This is a genomic window from Paraburkholderia hospita (genome assembly GCF_002902965.1).
GTDB lineage: Bacteria > Pseudomonadota > Gammaproteobacteria > Burkholderiales > Burkholderiaceae > Paraburkholderia > Paraburkholderia hospita.
Genome location: NZ_CP026107.1, coordinates 1,734,625 through 1,750,187 on the forward strand (window position 1 = coordinate 1,734,625; position 15,563 = coordinate 1,750,187).

Annotated in this window: 12 protein-coding genes and 1 pseudogene; 5 read left to right on the forward strand and 8 right to left on the reverse strand. The window is 62.0% G+C overall.

The genetic code is table 11. The features are described 5' to 3' along the window. Positions 1-76: 76 nt before the first annotated feature. Together C2L64_RS41130 and C2L64_RS41135 are read right to left on the reverse strand one after the other, a co-directional pair. A complete protein-coding gene (locus tag C2L64_RS41130; RefSeq protein WP_007579056.1) occupies positions 77-274 on the reverse strand; it encodes a hypothetical protein in 198 nt (65 codons plus the stop codon). A 232-nt stretch (positions 275-506) separates the two neighbouring features. Then, positions 507-2,018 (reverse strand): CoA-acylating methylmalonate-semialdehyde dehydrogenase, encoded by a 1,512-nt coding sequence (locus C2L64_RS41135; RefSeq protein ID WP_007579057.1) that lies wholly within the window; start codon positions 2,016-2,018, stop codon positions 507-509. Positions 2,019-2,125: 107 nt separating this feature from the next. On the opposite strand from C2L64_RS41135, the gene C2L64_RS41140 reads away from it, so the two are divergent. Continuing rightward, positions 2,126-3,067, forward strand: a complete 942-nt coding sequence (locus C2L64_RS41140) for a LysR family transcriptional regulator (RefSeq protein WP_007579061.1) — start codon at positions 2,126-2,128, stop codon at positions 3,065-3,067. A gap of 113 nt (positions 3,068-3,180) precedes the next feature. Here the strand turns inward: C2L64_RS41140 and C2L64_RS41145 are convergent, their stop codons facing one another. The 3 genes from C2L64_RS41145 to C2L64_RS41155 all read right to left on the reverse strand — a co-directional run bounded on the left by C2L64_RS41145 (position 3,181) and on the right by C2L64_RS41155 (position 5,681). Then, the gene (locus C2L64_RS41145) at positions 3,181-4,215 is read right to left on the reverse strand and encodes a sugar ABC transporter substrate-binding protein (RefSeq protein WP_090836673.1); all 1,035 of its coding nucleotides are present in this window, start codon (positions 4,213-4,215) and stop codon (positions 3,181-3,183) included. A 65-nt stretch (positions 4,216-4,280) separates the two neighbouring features. Continuing rightward, positions 4,281-4,604, reverse strand: coding sequence for a non-heme iron oxygenase ferredoxin subunit (locus C2L64_RS41150; protein WP_007579065.1), 324 nt, complete (start codon positions 4,602-4,604; stop codon positions 4,281-4,283). Positions 4,605-4,622: 18 nt separating this feature from the next. Then, complete coding sequence (locus C2L64_RS41155) at positions 4,623-5,681, reverse strand: fatty acid desaturase (protein ID WP_007579067.1); 1,059 nt, start codon at positions 5,679-5,681, stop codon at positions 4,623-4,625. Between the two features lie 258 nt (positions 5,682-5,939). Here C2L64_RS41155 and C2L64_RS41160 point away from each other — a divergent pair, with 258 nt between their 5' ends. Then, the gene (locus tag C2L64_RS41160; RefSeq protein ID WP_007579068.1) at positions 5,940-6,965 is read left to right on the forward strand and encodes a LacI family DNA-binding transcriptional regulator; all 1,026 of its coding nucleotides are present in this window, start codon (positions 5,940-5,942) and stop codon (positions 6,963-6,965) included. Here the strand turns inward: C2L64_RS41160 and C2L64_RS41165 are convergent. Next, positions 6,925-7,298: pseudogene (locus C2L64_RS41165) on the reverse strand (3-hydroxyacyl-CoA dehydrogenase family protein); the annotation flags it as partial. The gene C2L64_RS41160 and the pseudogene C2L64_RS41165 sit on opposite strands and share 41 nt — an antisense overlap. Next, positions 7,299-9,200: a methyl-accepting chemotaxis protein gene (locus C2L64_RS41170; protein WP_007579070.1), complete on the reverse strand. Its 1,902-nt coding sequence runs from the start codon at positions 9,198-9,200 to the stop codon at positions 7,299-7,301. 1,217 nt (positions 9,201-10,417) lie between these two features. Here C2L64_RS41170 and C2L64_RS41175 point away from each other — a divergent pair. Together C2L64_RS41175 and C2L64_RS41180 are read left to right on the forward strand one after the other, a co-directional pair. After that, on the forward strand, positions 10,418-12,955 hold the full coding sequence (locus C2L64_RS41175) for a PAS domain S-box protein (RefSeq protein WP_081498888.1): 2,538 nt from the start codon (positions 10,418-10,420) through the stop codon (positions 12,953-12,955). 99 nt (positions 12,956-13,054) lie between these two features. Next, the gene (locus tag C2L64_RS41180; RefSeq protein WP_007588826.1) at positions 13,055-13,303 is read left to right on the forward strand and encodes a hypothetical protein; all 249 of its coding nucleotides are present in this window, start codon (positions 13,055-13,057) and stop codon (positions 13,301-13,303) included. A gap of 129 nt (positions 13,304-13,432) precedes the next feature. On the opposite strand, the gene C2L64_RS41185 is transcribed toward C2L64_RS41180, so the two are convergent. Then, the gene (locus C2L64_RS41185; protein WP_039901535.1) at positions 13,433-13,759 is read right to left on the reverse strand and encodes a hypothetical protein; all 327 of its coding nucleotides are present in this window, start codon (positions 13,757-13,759) and stop codon (positions 13,433-13,435) included. Between the two features lie 470 nt (positions 13,760-14,229). On the opposite strand from C2L64_RS41185, the gene C2L64_RS41190 reads away from it, so the two are divergent. After that, positions 14,230-15,516 (forward strand): MFS transporter, encoded by a 1,287-nt coding sequence (locus C2L64_RS41190; protein ID WP_007737449.1) that lies wholly within the window; start codon positions 14,230-14,232, stop codon positions 15,514-15,516. The last annotated feature ends 47 nt before the right edge of the window (positions 15,517-15,563 follow it).

Sequence of the window (15,563 nt, forward strand, 5' to 3'; positions counted from 1 at the left end):
AAATTGCTGGCCGCCGTTTAATCGCGCGGCCAGCAATACGTTATTGCGAATTTCAACGGCACTTCGCAATACGCATTCAGTCCAGCGACTCCGTCACCACGGACGGGCTATGCGAGTCCATCCAGTCGTATGAATCGCTGAAATGCGCCCATGCCCAGTTGCGCGGGACAGCAGCAGCTTGTGCGTTCTCGCTCGATACTGCTTCGATGCGCGTCCGTACGCCTGCGCCGCTATGGTCGTCGATATTCCGGAAGTTCAAAGATTCGCGCTTCATTGCCTGATCCTCAGTAGAGCCTGTGGCGACGTCGAATTTGAAACGTCGGCCTATGAACGTAGGGTAAACCTCCTGACGGAATCATCAACCGGGCTGCGCAGAATTCACAGTTTTCAAATCGGGAACAATGCGTGCTATCGCGTCGATTGACTGCATCGTCAAACATCAGATCAAAGCGCACAAACAAAAACAGCCCTTCTAAAAAGGGCTGTCTGGCTTGGGTTAAAGCGTGTTACTTCGCGGTCGGCATCGCGAATTCGGCGCCCTTCTCGATGCTCTCCGACCAGCGCTGCATGATCGACTTCTGCTTCGTATAGAAGCGCACGCCTTCTTCGCCGTATGCATGCGTGTCGCCGAACAGGCTGCGCTTCCAGCCGCCGAAGCCATGCCACGCCATCGGCACCGGAATCGGCACATTGATGCCGACCATGCCGACTTCGATACGGCGGCCGAATTCGCGCGCAACATGACCATCGCTCGTGAAGCACGCCACGCCGTTACCGAATTCGTGCGCATTGATCAGCTCGACGGCTTCCGTGAAGTCCTTCACGCGCACGCAAGCAAGCACCGGCCCGAAAATCTCTTCCTTGTAGATGCGCATTTCCGGCGTCACGTTGTCGAACAGCGTACCGCCCGTGAAGAAGCCGTCTTCATGACCCGCCACCTTCAGACCGCGGCCATCGACGACGAGCGTCGCGCCTTCCTTCACGCCCTCGGCGATATACCCTTCGATCCGCTCCAAGGCCTGCCGCGTGACGATCGGACCCATTTCCGCGTCCGGCTCCATGCCGTTCTTCACGATCAGGCTGCGGGCCCGTTCGGCGAGTCGCTCCACGATCTTGTCAGCCACGTCGCCGACCAGCAGCGCAACCGAGATCGCCATGCAACGCTCGCCTGCCGAACCGTAGCCGGCACCGACCAGCGCATCGACAGCCTTGTCGAGATCGGCGTCGGGCATCACCACCATATGGTTCTTCGCGCCGCCCAGTGCCTGCACGCGCTTGCCGTGCTTCGCGCCCGTTTCGTAGATGTAGTTCGCAATCGGCGTCGAGCCGACGAAGCTCACGGCCTTCACGTCCCGATGCGTGAGCAATGCATCCACGACAACCTTGTCGCCCTGCACGACATTGAACACGCCGTCGGGCAAACCTGCCTCTTTCAACAATCCGGCCATGAACAGCGCCGCCGACGGGTCACGCTCGCTCGGCTTGAGAATGAACGTATTGCCGGCCGCGATCGCGACGGGGAACATCCAGCACGGCACCATGCACGGGAAGTTGAACGGCGTGATGCCCGTGACGACACCCAGCGGCTGACGCATTGTCCAGTTGTCGATGCCCGTCGAAACCTGTTCCGTGTAGTCGCCCTTGAGCAGTTGCGGAATGCCACACGCAAATTCGATCACGTCGATGCCGCGCGCAACTTCGCCTTGGGCATCGGAAAATACCTTGCCGTGCTCTGCCGTGATGATGGCCGCGAGTTCGTCGTGGTGACGGTTCATCAGTTCAAGAAAACGCAGCATGACGCGTGCGCGCTTGATGGGCGGCGTGTCGGCCCACTTCGGAAACGCAGCCTTCGCGCTCGCGACGGCTGCGTCGACATCGGCGGCCTCGCCGAGCAGCAGCTTGCGGGCCCGGGCACCCGTGGCCGGATTGAAGACGGCCTGGCTACGGATTCCCGTTCCGCTGACGCGCTCCCCGTGAATGAAATGTCCCACGTCTGCGCTGTCGGTAAAGGCTTGCATGTCTCGGCTCCTTCGTGATTGGCTTGAGAAGCAGTGTAGGAAGGTGCGGACGCGCTGGAAAGAGGCTAACATTGAAATCAATGTTAGCCACCGTGAACAATGAGTGTATGGATACGCAAAATATCGCAGAACTCTGGACGCATCTGCACTGGCTCACCATGCTCGCCGAACAGGGAACGTACACGGCGGCCGCCGCGCGCCTGGGCGTCAGCAAAGCGGCAATGAGCCAGCGTATCTCCGAACTGGAGCGCGCTGCGGGGATTTCGCTGGTGCAGCGCACGACGCGCAGCGTCCGGCTGACGGAAGCCGGACAGCAGCTCGTCGACAGCACGCGCGGGCAATATGCGCAGATCGCCGCCAGCTTCGCACAGGTCCGCGAGCTGTCGGGCGTACCGCGCGGGCTCGTGCGCGTGACGGCGCCTGTCGCGTTCGCGCGGCAGCAACTGGTGCCGAAGGTGCCCGAGTTTCTGGTGGCCAATCCCGAGGTTCGGGTGCAACTGGAGGTGTCGGACAGGCTCGTATCGCTTGCCACGGAAGGCTTCGATCTCGCGATCCGTCACAGCGCCGAGCCACCCGATACGCACGTCGCGTGGAAACTTTGCGACACGCATTCGGTGATCGTCGCGACGCGCGCCTATCTGCGAAAGCGCGGCACGCCCAGGTCACCGGAAGAGCTTTCTTCTCACGATTGCCTTTTTTATCCGCGCTCGTCGGGCGAACCGATGTGGTCGTTCGAGCGCAAGGCGGCGCGAAAAGCAGGCACGCGGCCCGTCACCTTGCCCGTCAACGGACAGTTCTCCGCGAACAACAGCGAGACGCTGCGCGACGCGGCGCTCGAAAGCCTGGGCATTGCGCTGCTGCCGGACTTCACCGCGCAGGCCGCCGTGCAGGCTGGCAAGCTGGTCGTCGTGCTGCCGGACTGGCGCGTGACGGGCGCGTTCGCCGAGCAGCTTTATATCGTGCGGCCTTATGCGTCGCATGTGCCGCGTGCGGTCGGGCTGTTCGTCGGCTATTTGCGCGAGCGCTTTTCGGATGGTTTTCCTGTTTGAACCAGCCTTGATCCGTAAATAAACGATATGGACCATTAGTTGGCCCATATCGCCCACTCAAAACGTAGTGGGAAAAGTGCTGGCGGTGGAGACGCCTGCAAAACGAAACCCGCTTATCGGTACATTCCCGCGAGCGCCGACACCTTCTCGATGTTCTGCGGCGTGATGAATCCCGGACCCGAACTGATATTGCGCGCCTCGTAGACAGGCTTTAGTCCATAGTCCTGCAGCCGCTTCATGAACTTCGGGTCCTTCTCCAGTTCATTGCGAGCCTGCGCGACGTCCGTGTTGTGATTCTTGTGCATGATCGCGAGCATCGCGACGGGAATATAGCCCTGCAAATACGGCTGCTGATCGGTGCAGAACTTGATCGTGCCGTCCTTGATTCCCTTGGCGACGTCAGAGTCGATATCGAAGGTTGCGAACCAGATCTTGCCCGCGAGCCCCATCTTCGTGACGGCACGAATGGTCGGATCAGCGGAAGTGGGCCCGAGCGTCAGCACGCCCTGCGTGTTCGGATGCGCGCGCAGATAAGCGCTGACTTTCGATTCGATATCCGTCGGATCGGTGCCCGCGTCGAGAACCGAGGTTTTCATATCTGCGCCGATCGCTTCGGCAAATCCGCGGCAGCGCTCGAACGACAGCGGGTTCGTCGCATAGTGGTTCACGCACAGGAACGTCTTGATGCCGTCGGCCTTGGCGCGCTTTCCCGCCTCCTCGCCCGCGAGGTACTCGGGCTGTCCCACATGCAGCAATGCGCCAAGATCGGCGCTCTGCTTCTCCGTGCCCGTGTTGGCCGTGACGAACGGAATGTTCTTCGCCTTCAGACGCGAGACGGAGCCTTTGAGCAGATCGAAATCGGCGATGGTCGTCACCACGCCGTCGTAGTTGCGCGCCGCCGCCTGATTGACGAGTTGGACCATATCGGCGATATCGCCATTCGGCGGGTTGCGATAGTCGGTCTGCACGTTGAAATCTTCATCGGCCTGCTTGATACCGTTTTTGACGGTGTTCCACCATGCATCCGAATCCGGCGCATGCGTGATGAAATCGAAATGCGCTACAGGCCCCGCATTCGCATCGACATGCAGGCCCATGCTCAGGACCGCTGCGGCGACGCAAAGCGCCTTCATGACGGGTAATCTCATCGCTGTCTCCATGTTTGTGGCTGCCGGCGTCTCGCGCCGGCAGTTTGCTGCGTTGCCTTGCTCGATCAGTCGGCGGCGAGGCCGATAAATACGTTGCCGTCTTCCGTCTTCACGGGATATGTGACGAGGTTCACGCACACGGGCGCGCCCTTCGCGGCGCCCGTCGGGATGTGAAAGCGCCCCATATGCATCGGGCACTCGATCACCTCGCCAAACACAAAACCATCGGCGAGCCGCGCCGTTTCATGCGTGCAGAGTCCCGCTGTTGCGTAGAACCCCGTGGCCGTGTGATAGACCGCATACAGCTTGCCTTCGTGCTCGAACTCCATCACGTCTTCTTCGTCGATGTCGTCGCATGCGCAGACCTGATGCCATTGCAGAATGTTCATTGCGTGCTCCGTTCGTGTTCAGCGTGGCTGGGCGACGAGTGCTTCGTCGTCGGAGGGTCGCGCCTGCGTGGCGGGCGTCTTGCCCGGCACGCGCGGCGTGATCATGTAGTCCGGGTCGTGCCGCTGCATGCGCAGGAAGTACACAATCTCGCTCCAGGCGCTGAACAGTCCGTCGTAAGCAGGCGGCAGGTCCGCCTCGATCGCTTTGCGCAATTTCGGCAGCGCGTGAAACGGCACGTTCGGAAACATGTGATGCTCGACGTGATAGTTCATGTTCCAGTAGAGCAGTTGGAGAACGGGATTGAGCCGGATGGTCCGCGTCGAGAAGCGGTGGTCGAGTTCGTTCTCGCGCAGCCCCGTGTGCTGCGTGATGGCCAGCAGTTCGTGCAGCCATGCGCCATACGCACGCGGCAGCAGAAGAAACACCGCGGGCAGCCAGCTATGCGCGACGATCGCCCACGCAACCACGCCGACATATAGCGCGAGGACGATCCGCGAATTCCGGCACATCGCGCGATATTCGATTGGCGGTACGACAGCCTTCGCGCTGCGCGACACGATGCCGAGGCTGTGCAGCACGATGTTGCCGAAATGATGAATGCCGTGCGAGACGCGCAGAAAATCGGTCGCGAGCTTCAGATAGTTCGGCGGCCGCTTCACCGCGATTTCGACATCGGCGGGCACGGTTGCCGTCAGATGCGTGTACGTGTGATGTTGCGCATGCGACCAGCGGCTGTAGATCTGCTCGCGCCACGTCATGAAACAGATCAGCCAGTGCACCGACGCATTCAGCCATTCGCTGCGAAACGGCGTGCGATGGCGCAACTCATGTTCCATCGCTTCAGCGAACGCGTAGATCGTCCCGTAGAGCAGGAACGCAGGCACGCACCACCACGTGCCGAGCGACAGCCACGCGAGCACGCCGCTGCCTGCGACCATCGCGAGAAAGCCGCTCAGGTACAGGAGCGCGTCGCGGTCGTTGCGGCGCGTGAGTTCCTTGAGCATCTTGCGGTCGAGCGGGCATTTGTACCAGTCGTCCATCGTGATGGGTTTCGAGTTGTCTTGCTGTGCGGACATGCATGGCTCCTGATGCTGGCTTGACGGTTTCGCTCGGGCGGTGTTTTGCCTGAGGCAGTGATCATCGTTGAGTGCATTTAAGACTCATAATGAGCATTCGTCAAAACCATTTATGCCTCATTCTGAGCCACCAAGGGTAATCCATGATCCTGATGGCGTGACAATACAATGCCGTTAATTGATGCCTCACACAAACGCCTCAAAATGAGTCAAAATCGAGCCAATGCAATTACTCGACCCGCCGCGCGAGGACCCGCGATGAAAAACAAGCCGACGCTCAAGCAACTCATGGAGATCACGCAGCTCAGCCGCGCGACGATCGATCGCGCGCTGAACGACAGGCCTGGCGTGCACCCGCGCACGCGCCATGCGGTCGAAGCCGCGTTGAAGCAGCTAGGCACCGGTCCATCTGCAAGGTCAGGCGTTCGCGCGAAGCAGGCCGCTTATGATTTCCGGCTGCTCGCGCAAGCAGGCGACGCGTTCACCGACGAGTTGATCCGAACGGCAATAGCGCTCGAAGCCGAGTTCGAGGCGAACGGCGTGCGGCTTGAAGTGGAGAGATGCGTCGGGGCATCCGACGAAGAAGTCGCGGCCCGTATCCGGCAGGCGACGGCGGAAGTGGACGGCATCGGCATCATCTGCACGAACACCGCGACCACGTCGTCGGCATTGCGCGAATGCATGGCGGTGGGCAAACCCGTTGTCACGCTGATCACGGATGTGGACGCCGACGCGCGTCGCACATACGTCGGCGTCAACAACCGCGCGGCCGGACAGTCGGCGGCCTTTTTACTTGGACGGCATCTGCAGGCGCATGCGTCGCCCGATGTCGCCGTGATCGTCGCAACGTTTTCGTACACCTGTCACGAGGATCGCGAGATCGGCTTCCGTTCGCTATTGCGCCAACGGTTCCCGCATGTGAATCTGGTCGAGGTGATCAAGGGCGCCGATTCCGGCGCGGCGACCTACGAAGCGACGACCCGCTTCCTGAAGGCGCATGGCAAGCTCGACGGCATCTACAACGTCGCGGGTGGCAACGAGGGGCTTGCTGCCGCGCTGCGCGAGCACAATCTGACGGGCCGCACGCTCTACGTGACGCACGAGGTCAACCGCATCACGGAGCCGCTGTTGCGTTCCGATGCGATCGACTATCTGCTGACGCAGGATATACGCCTCATGCTGCGCACCGCCGTCGATCATCTGAAGGCCGCGCGCGAAGGCGCGGCCGTACCATCGCATGCCATCATTCCGATCGAGACGTACTCCCGCTATTCGCTGTATTGAACGCAGGCGCGTGACCGAGGTGCTCGAGCATGCGTCCAAACGTTTCGAGCCGCTCGTTACATACGCGCCGACATCGACATTGCGATAGTCATAGAAGCCCGTCTCATCGCGCAAGCCTTTGCGTGATGCCGCCATGTTGCCGCTGACGATCTCCGCAGGCAGGAACCGATCGCCCTTCTCCTTTGCGAGGTAATGCGACGCGTAATAGAGAATGTCGCAGCCGCCCCAATCGATAAACTCGAGCAAGCCGAGCACAGCGAAGCGCAGGCCGAAGCCCGTGCGTATCGCCGTGTCGATATCTTCGGCGCTCGCGACGCCTTCTTCGACTGGTCTTTACGCCGCTGTCGCCGACTTCAACCGGAACGCCGCCACCGATTCATCGAGCTGCCGCCCCTGATCCTCGAGCGAGCGCGACGCGGCAGCCGCCTGCTCGACCAGCGCGGCGTTCTGTTGGGTGACGTCGTCCATCTGCGTGATCGCGAGGTTCACCTGCGCGATGCCGCGGCTCTGCTCTTCGGAGGCCGCCGCGATCTCGCTCATGATCGCCGTCACCTGGCCGACGGCCCGCGTCACTTCCGTCATCGTCTCGCCTGCCTCGCCCGCCAGCGACGAGCCATCTCTGATCCGGTCGACCGACGCGCCGATCAGTTCCTTGATCTCCTTCGCGGCGCTCGACGAGCGTTGCGCGAGACTGCGCACTTCGCTCGCGACGACCGCGAAGCCGCGGCCATGCTCGCCGGCGCGCGCCGATTCGACCGCGGCGTTGAGCGCGAGAATATTCGTCTGGAACGCGATGCCTTCGATGATGCCCGTGATATCGGCGATCCGGTTCGAACTCTGGCTGATGTCGGTCATCGTCGACACCACGCGCTCGACGGCCTCGTGGCTGCGGCGCGCCACGTCGGAGGCGTCGCTCGCGAGCGTGCTCGCCTGGCGCGCGCTTTCGGCGTTCTGTTTGACGGCGGCCGTCAGCTCTTCCATGCTCGCCGCCGTTTCTTCGAGCGCGGCCGCCTGCTGCTCGGTGCGCGCGGACAGATCGGCATTGCCCGTCGATATCTCGCCTGTCGCCGTGCGCAGCAATGCGCTACTGTCGCGGATGTCGAGCAGCACGCCGTTCAGCTTCTCGACGAACGCGTTGAACTGCTCGGCGAGCACACCGACCTCGTCGTTGCTGCCTACGGGCAGACGCCGCGTGAGGTCGCCGTCGCCCGATGCGATGTCCTGCATGCTGTTCGACAGCTGGCGCAGCGGCGCCGTCAGACGACTGCCGAGCGCCGTCGTCAGCGCGAGCGCGACCAGCAGCACGACGAGACCCACGACAATCAGCATCGCGCTCAGCCGATTGGCCGACACCATCATTTCCGCATGCGGAATCAGGCCGATGTATTTCCAGCCTAGTTCCGGCGACGTATAGACGACGGTGTCATACCGCGCGCCGCCGATATCGACGGACAGCGTGCCGTTCGCCATCGCCGCGAGGTCGCGATAACCGTCGCCGAGATCCTTCAGCGCCTTGAAGTTGTGTGCGGCGTCGTGCGGGTCCACCAGCACCGTGCCGCTGTCTTCGACGACCATCAGATAGCCCGTTTCGCCGAAACGCACCTGGCCGATCATCTTCGCGAAGCCATCCAGCGAGATATCCATGCCGAGCACGCCGACGGGCTTGCCTTGGGCGTTCTGGATCGAGCGCACGAAGCTGATGATCACGTTGTTGTCGCCGCCCGAATTCGCGTAGGCGGCAGTGCGCCGCACGGCACCCGCTGCCTGCATGCCCTGCACGTACCACGGACGCTCGCGCGGATCGTAGTGATCGCTCGTGAACTTGCCTTTCGGCCATTGCACGTAACCGCCCCATTGCGTGCCGACGTAGACGTAGCGCAGATCGGGATGGCTGTCGCCGAAACGTTGCAGCAGGTGAAAGATATCCGTCTCGACGCCGCCGTTCGTGTCGGGCGTCATCTGGCCGCCGTGCGTCAGGTAGTTGGTGACGGACGTATCCGCGGACTGGACGAGCGGCAGGTCCGACAGAAACACGACGTTGTCGTGGATGCGCTTGAAGGTCTCGCGCAGGCTGCTGTCGATCTGGCGAATCTGGCCTAGGCCCGCGTCGTTGAAATTGTCGACGGCCTGGCGGCGCACATTGAGCGTCGCGTATAGCGTGATGGCCAGTATCGTGGCCGCGAGCGCCGCGCCGAATATGAGGCTCAGTTTGACTGCGATGGAGCGCATGCCCATGCGGGGTTCCCTGTGCGAATGCGTTGATGAATGAGTTGATCAATCGCCTATTACGGAACACTCGCGCACAATCTGAACGGAGTGCATTTTTTATAATTGACTCGATGGGAGGTGGTTTTTTGGTTTGCAACGGCTTTTGATTTGGGTTTTGGCTGGTATTTGCGGTTGAGCCTTCCGGGCGCGGGCGTTGCCAGTCGGTGTTTTAGCCTTTGCGCTGGCATCCGGTTTGAGCCGGGCGGTGTGTTTGCCTTTTTGCTGGCATCCGGTTTGAGCCGGGCAGTGTGTTTGCCTTTTTGCTGGCATCCGCGCTTTGCCTTCGTGCTTCAAGCGTTGCCCCTGTGCGGGGCGGCACCTACTTTTCTTTGCCGCCGCAAAGAAAAGTAGGCAAAAGAAAGCGGCTAACACCGCCAACATTACTTCTTGCCTGAGGGCCCCCAAAGGGTCTTACGCTTCACACGGCAATCACGTGACCCATGTTCGTTGCCAACGCTCTTGCGGTGCGCCTCACCCACTTCAAACACCCGAACAAGAGCTAGGGGCAGCGAATGGTTTGCGCCGCCCAGGTGGCAAACTGTGTGCAGGTTGTCTCGTCGTATAGCTTGGCGCTCTTACACGGTGGAACGCGTGCGCTATCGGTCCGGAGTGAGGCGTGTGAGGTGCCACGGCCTACACACAGTTTGCCACCTGGGCGGCAGTGGAATATCTGGCACGGCGTGTTGCGACACGGACGCGTGAAGCGGGTGAGGCGTCAATTCAGAGCGTTGGCAACGAACATGAGTCACGTGATTGCCGTGTGAAGCGTGGGACCGGTTGGGGGCCCTCAGGCAAAAACTAGGACTAGCGGTGTTAGCCGCTTTCTTTTGCCTACTTTTCTTTGCGGCGGCAAAGAAAAGTAGGTGCCGCCCCGCACAGGGGCGACGCTTGAAGCACGAAGGCAATACGCGGATGCCAGCGCAAAAGCAAAAGCAAAAGCAAAAGCAAAAGCAAAAGCAAAACCCGACCACCAACGCTTCCGCTACACAAAACGAATCCCACGCTCCCTGCGATGAACCAAAAAAAATAGCGCTACATAGTGTCCTTGAGCGAGCGCCTTGCAAGCGTGTATAACCGTTGAAACAGCGATTCGCGCATCCATGCAGCATGCATAGACACACCGTGCACACACCACACCGAATCGCGCCCGCATGCGCCACCCGCGAAGAATGGAGCTGCTCACGATGAACGCCAGCCAAGACCGACAGATCGACACCAGCGACACCGCCACGCAGCTCAACCACGAGCGCCTGGCAAACGCACGTTTGCGAAAACTGATAGACGCGCACTCCCGAATCGCCGCTGCGAAGCTCGACCTCGACCGCTTTCTGTCGCTCGTCACCGACTCGCTGCTCGAACTCGTGCCTGCCGCGCATGCCTCCGTAGTCGAATGGGTCGATGGCGACGAGATGGTGTATCGCGCGTGCAGCGGCACCATCGCGCATCACATCGGCTTGCGCCTCAAACGCATCGGCAGCCTGTCGGGACTGTGCTCGCTCGAAAAGCACTTCCTGTACAGCAGCGACACATCGGACGATCCACGCGTAGATGCCGCCGCGTGCAAGCGCGTGGGCGCGACGTCGATGGTCGTCGCGCCGCTGCTCTATCAGTCCGAAGTCGCGGGCGTCGTGAAGCTGATGGCGAGCCGCACCGATGCATTTTCCGCCGACGACATCGAGACGCTCGAACGGATCACGTCGCTCGTCGCGTCGGGCATGGCGCATCAGCGCGTGTTTGCGGAGAACCGCGCACTGATCGAGCAGAACACCATCACGATCGCCCGGCTGCGCACCGAGATCAGCCTGCGCGAAGCGGCCGATAGCAAGCTCGAAGCATCGCTGCGCCGCCGCCGTCTCGTGCTCGACACGACGCACGATGCGTTCGTGTGCACCGACGCCGACGGCGTCATCATCGAATGGAACGATGCCGCGACGCGCACATTCGGCTACGCGCGCGACGCGATGACGGGACGCCCGATACTCGACGCGCTGTTTCCGGCGCGCTGCAAGGCGCGCTATGCCGAACTGGACGTGTTCAAAAGCGCACCGGAACAGAGCGCGCAGACCCCCTCGCATCGCAGCCGCACGGAGCTGATCGCGCGGCGCATCGACGGCAACGAGTTTCCTGCTGAGCTGTCCGTGTGTCCCGTGCAGTTCGACGGACATACCGAGCTCGCGTATTTCATTCGCGACGTCACCGAGCGTTTCAACGCGCGGGAACTCGACAAGCGCTTTCGCGTGCTGGTCGATGCGATCAAGGACTATGCGATCACGATGCTCGACTCGCACGGTCACATCATGACGTGGAGCGCGGGTTCGACGCAGGTGATGGGCTACACGCCGCATGAAGTGATCGGCCAGCCAGCTTCCCTCTTCTACACGCCCGAAGACATCGCGGCGGGCCGGCCGCAACGCGATCTCGAACTCGCCGCGCGCGAAGGCCGCGTCGAAATGGAAGAGTGGCGCGTGCGCAAGAACGGCACGATCTTCTGGGCGAACATCATCACGACGGCCTTGCGCGATCCGAACGGCGCGCTGCAAGGCTTCGCGAAGATCACACGCGACATGTCGCGGCGGCGGCGTCTCGAAGAACTCGAGGCGTCGAGCCAGCGCATGAGCCAGTTCCTCGCGCTGCTCGGACACGAACTGCGCAATCCGCTCGCGCCACTGCGCAACGCCGTCAGCATGCTGCAACTGAAGACAGCCGATCATCACGCGTTCGTGCCCGAGCACGAACTGATCGACCGGCAACTGTCACATCTGACGCGCCTCGTCGACGACCTGCTCGACGCCGGGCGCGTCACGTTGGGACGCGTGCAGATCGAGCCGAAGCCGGTGTCGATGCAGGCCATCGCGCAACTGAGCATCGAAGGCAGCGCGCCGTTGCTCGCGGCGCGCGAACAGACGCTCGATGTGGTGCTGCCCGACACGCCGATGACTATCAAAGGCGATCTCACGCGGATGGTGCAGGTCGTGCAGAACCTGCTGAACAATGCATCGAAATTCAGTCCGGCGGGCGCGTCGATCAGCTTGCAGGTGTTCCGCTCGGGCCGTCTGCTCGCGATCCGCATTTACGATTCCGGGCGCGGCATCGATCCCGATGCGATCGACGCGATCTTCAATCTGTTCGTGCAGGAAACGCCGACGGAAGAACAGGCTGACAAGAGCGGTCTCGGCATCGGGCTGACGCTTGCGCGCGCCATCGTCGATCTGCATGGCGGTCATATCGAAGCCCACAGCGAAGGTCGCGGCAAAGGTAGCGTGTTCACCGTGTGGCTACCCGAGTTCAGTCATCCGATCGCCGCCGAAGCCGTGCGCGAAGAAGCGCCGCTGCCCTCGCAGCCCGTCGATCTGAAGGTGATGGTGGTCGACGACAACGTCGATTCCGCCGACAGCATGGCGACGCTCGTGCAGGTGCTCGGCCACGAAGCGCACGCGGTGTACGACGGTGCGGCCGCCATCGAACTGGCGCAGACGCTGCAGCCGCATCTCGTGCTGCTCGATCTGTCGATGCCGAAGATGACGGGCTTCGAAGCGTTGCCGCGTATCCGCAAGGCGCTTGCGGCGCCAGGCGCCGTGATCGCCGCGATGACCGGGCTCGGCACCAGTGAAGACCGCGCGAAGACGGAAGCGGCGGGCTTCGATCTGCACCTGACCAAGCCCGTCGATCTGCCGGAACTGGAGAGCGTGTTGCAGATTGCGGTCACGCATGTGCACGACTGATGTGCACGACCAGGCGCACGCTTACCGATCCTTCCGAAAACTCAAGAAGCAAGTCCTGGGGACGTTAGCGAAGACAGTAACTTCATTCGAGGATCGTACGTGGATACAGTCAACCCTGAACTCATTGCGCGGCTCGTGCGGATCAATCCTGTCGTCATCGTCAATGGCGAGACGTCGCGCTCGCTGCGCTACCACGGCAAGCGCAACGTGCGCGCGCTGATGGGCTTTCTCGGCACGCATCGCGATATGCGCGCGCTCGTCTACAGTCATTCGGCAAGCGGCCGGCAGATGTGGCTCGACGTGCAGACGGGACGCGTGTCGCAGTTACCGGTGTTGCTGCCGAACTGAGCGGCGCGCTACTCTCCGCTATCCGTTGATCGATACGCCGTCGCGTCATAGCCACGCACGACGGCGTGCCACTGCCTCCATCCAAGCCTTAATGGTGGCCGGCTATCAGTGCTCCTGGCGGATGCCAGGTTATGCAGGGGTGAAGACGATTGCCCCCCGGTTTTCCGCTTGAGCAAACACTCTCGTGAAGCGGTACGTCTGCCCGTCGATACTGAGATTATTGAGGCCTGACTGCGTCGCCACCAGTATCGCGTCCGACAGTTCACGGTGAATGGTCCCGCAGCTCGCCCATTCCTCTTTCGGTGCGCTCACGTCACCGAGATACAGCCTTGCGTCTTCGACGCCTGTGCGCAGCATGATCAGGCTGAGCGCCTTGTCGAGCGCACGCTCGAGATATTCGGACAACGTCGATAGTGCTTCCACGTCTGGCGGGAGTTTGGCGGAGTTCGTAGTCATTTTTTGCCCCAGTGCTTTAGCGTGGTTGCGCTTTTACAGCATACAGCCCTCGTTCTCCCCTGCACAGTCCACGCAGTGATGCGAAAAATACCGGCATCCGCTTCTGAGCGCTTGAATCGAGTCTACTGAGGCAGTCAATCGCCCCATTTGGGTGCGCTTTTCAGAAGCGCGCATAAGCGGGACACCCTCCGCCAGCGCGCAGGACTCTCATTTTCCACACGCCTTGTAGAAAACGATTAACTACCTGAACATCAATCCGTCCGACACGGAAAGCGCCATCCCGCGCATATCCCGGAAAACACGTACTAGCCAAGCGCCGACAAACCGCCTATTCTTGGAAAACGTTTTCCCAACGTGACGGAAAAATGCCCGCGCAGCCGCCCAGCGCGCGACGCATCCCGCACCGGCGCTCGTCGCCGGCCATGAATAAAGACGCGGCGCGACGAGCGATGCCGCGAACGGAGACATACATGCAATCTGCCGTCGTCGGCGTCGTGCGATCTGCCAGCCGCTTCCGCTGGACCGTCTGCGCGCTGCTCTTCTTCGCGACCGTCATCAACTACATGGACCGGCAGATTCTCGGTCTGCTCGCCCCCGTGCTCCAGCACGAAATCGGCTGGACGCAGGTGCAGTACGGCCGCATCGTGATCGCCTTCTCCGCGTTCTATGCCATCGGCCTGCTGGGCTTCGGGCGCATCGTCGACTGGCTCGGCACGCGCATTTCCTACGCGGCCGCGATGCTGGTGTGGAGCATCGCCGCGATGCTGCACGCTGCCGTCGGCTCGGTGACGGGCTTCGCGATGGTGCGCGCGCTGCTCGGCATCGGCGAAGGCGGCAACTTCCCGTCCGCGATCAAGACCACGGCCGAGTGGTTTCCGCGCCGCGAGCGCGCGCTCGCAACGGGCATCTTCAACTCGGGCGCGAACATCGGCGCGGTGTTCGCTCCCGCGATCATTCCGCCCATCGCCGTGCTGTACGGCTGGCGCGCGGCGTTCATCATCATCGGCGCGATTGGCATCGTGTGGCTGGCAGTGTGGCTCGTCGTCTACCGCCCCGCCGACCGTAGCGACCAGGAGGAAGCGGACGATACGGGCGACGACGCCGACGCGCTCGACGCCCGCAATGCGAACGCCCCCGCGCCGGGCTGGGGCCAGTTGATCCGCAAACGCGAAACGTGGGCGTTCCTGATCGGCAAGTTCCTGACCGATCCCGTCTGGTGGTTCTACCTGTTCTGGCTGCCGAAGTGGCTCAACGAGTCGCGCGGCATGGACATGCAGCACATCGGCTTGCCGCTCGTCGTCATCTACGCGATCACGACGGTTGGCAGTATCGGCGGCGGCTGGATTTCGTCGACATTGCTGCGTAAGGGCTGGACCGTGAATGCCGCGCGCAAGACGGCGATGCTGATCTGCGCATGCTGCGTGCTGCCCATCGCGTTCGTGTCGCAAGTGGACAATCTGTGGGTTGCCGTCGGCATCGTCGGTCTCGCAGCGGCTGCGCACCAGGGCTGGTCGGCGAATCTGTTCACGACGGCATCCGACCTGTTCCCCCGCCGCGCGCTTGGCGCCGTGGTTGGTATCGGCGGGATGGCGGGCTCGGTCGGCGGCGTGCTGTTCTCCGAAGTGATCGGCCAGGTGCTGCAACGCACGGGCCACTACTGGGTGCTGTTCGCGATCGGCGCGCTCGCTTACCTCATCGCGCTCGTCGTCATGCACCTGCTGACGCCGCGCATGACGCCCGCGAAGCTCGATGCGTAATCCGGCATGCCGCGCCGCGTTGCGTGGCGCGCGTGCCGCCGCAATAT

Coding starts and splice junctions, on each gene's coding strand:
- C2L64_RS41160 (WP_007579068.1), top strand. CDS start 5,940: ATGAAAAACAAGCCGACGCTCAAGCAACTCATGGAGATCACGCAGCTC.
- C2L64_RS41185 (WP_039901535.1), bottom strand. CDS start 13,759: ATGACTACGAACTCCGCCAAACTCCCGCCAGACGTGGAAGCACTATCG.
- C2L64_RS41190 (WP_007737449.1), top strand. CDS start 14,230: ATGCAATCTGCCGTCGTCGGCGTCGTGCGATCTGCCAGCCGCTTCCGC.
- C2L64_RS41140 (WP_007579061.1), top strand. CDS start 2,126: ATGGATACGCAAAATATCGCAGAACTCTGGACGCATCTGCACTGGCTC.
- C2L64_RS41150 (WP_007579065.1), bottom strand. CDS start 4,604: ATGAACATTCTGCAATGGCATCAGGTCTGCGCATGCGACGACATCGAC.
- C2L64_RS41130 (WP_007579056.1), bottom strand. CDS start 274: ATGAAGCGCGAATCTTTGAACTTCCGGAATATCGACGACCATAGCGGC.
- C2L64_RS41170 (WP_007579070.1), bottom strand. CDS start 9,200: ATGGGCATGCGCTCCATCGCAGTCAAACTGAGCCTCATATTCGGCGCG.
- C2L64_RS41175 (WP_081498888.1), top strand. CDS start 10,418: ATGAACGCCAGCCAAGACCGACAGATCGACACCAGCGACACCGCCACG.
- C2L64_RS41145 (WP_090836673.1), bottom strand. CDS start 4,215: ATGAGATTACCCGTCATGAAGGCGCTTTGCGTCGCCGCAGCGGTCCTG.
- C2L64_RS41135 (WP_007579057.1), bottom strand. CDS start 2,018: ATGCAAGCCTTTACCGACAGCGCAGACGTGGGACATTTCATTCACGGG.
- C2L64_RS41155 (WP_007579067.1), bottom strand. CDS start 5,681: ATGTCCGCACAGCAAGACAACTCGAAACCCATCACGATGGACGACTGG.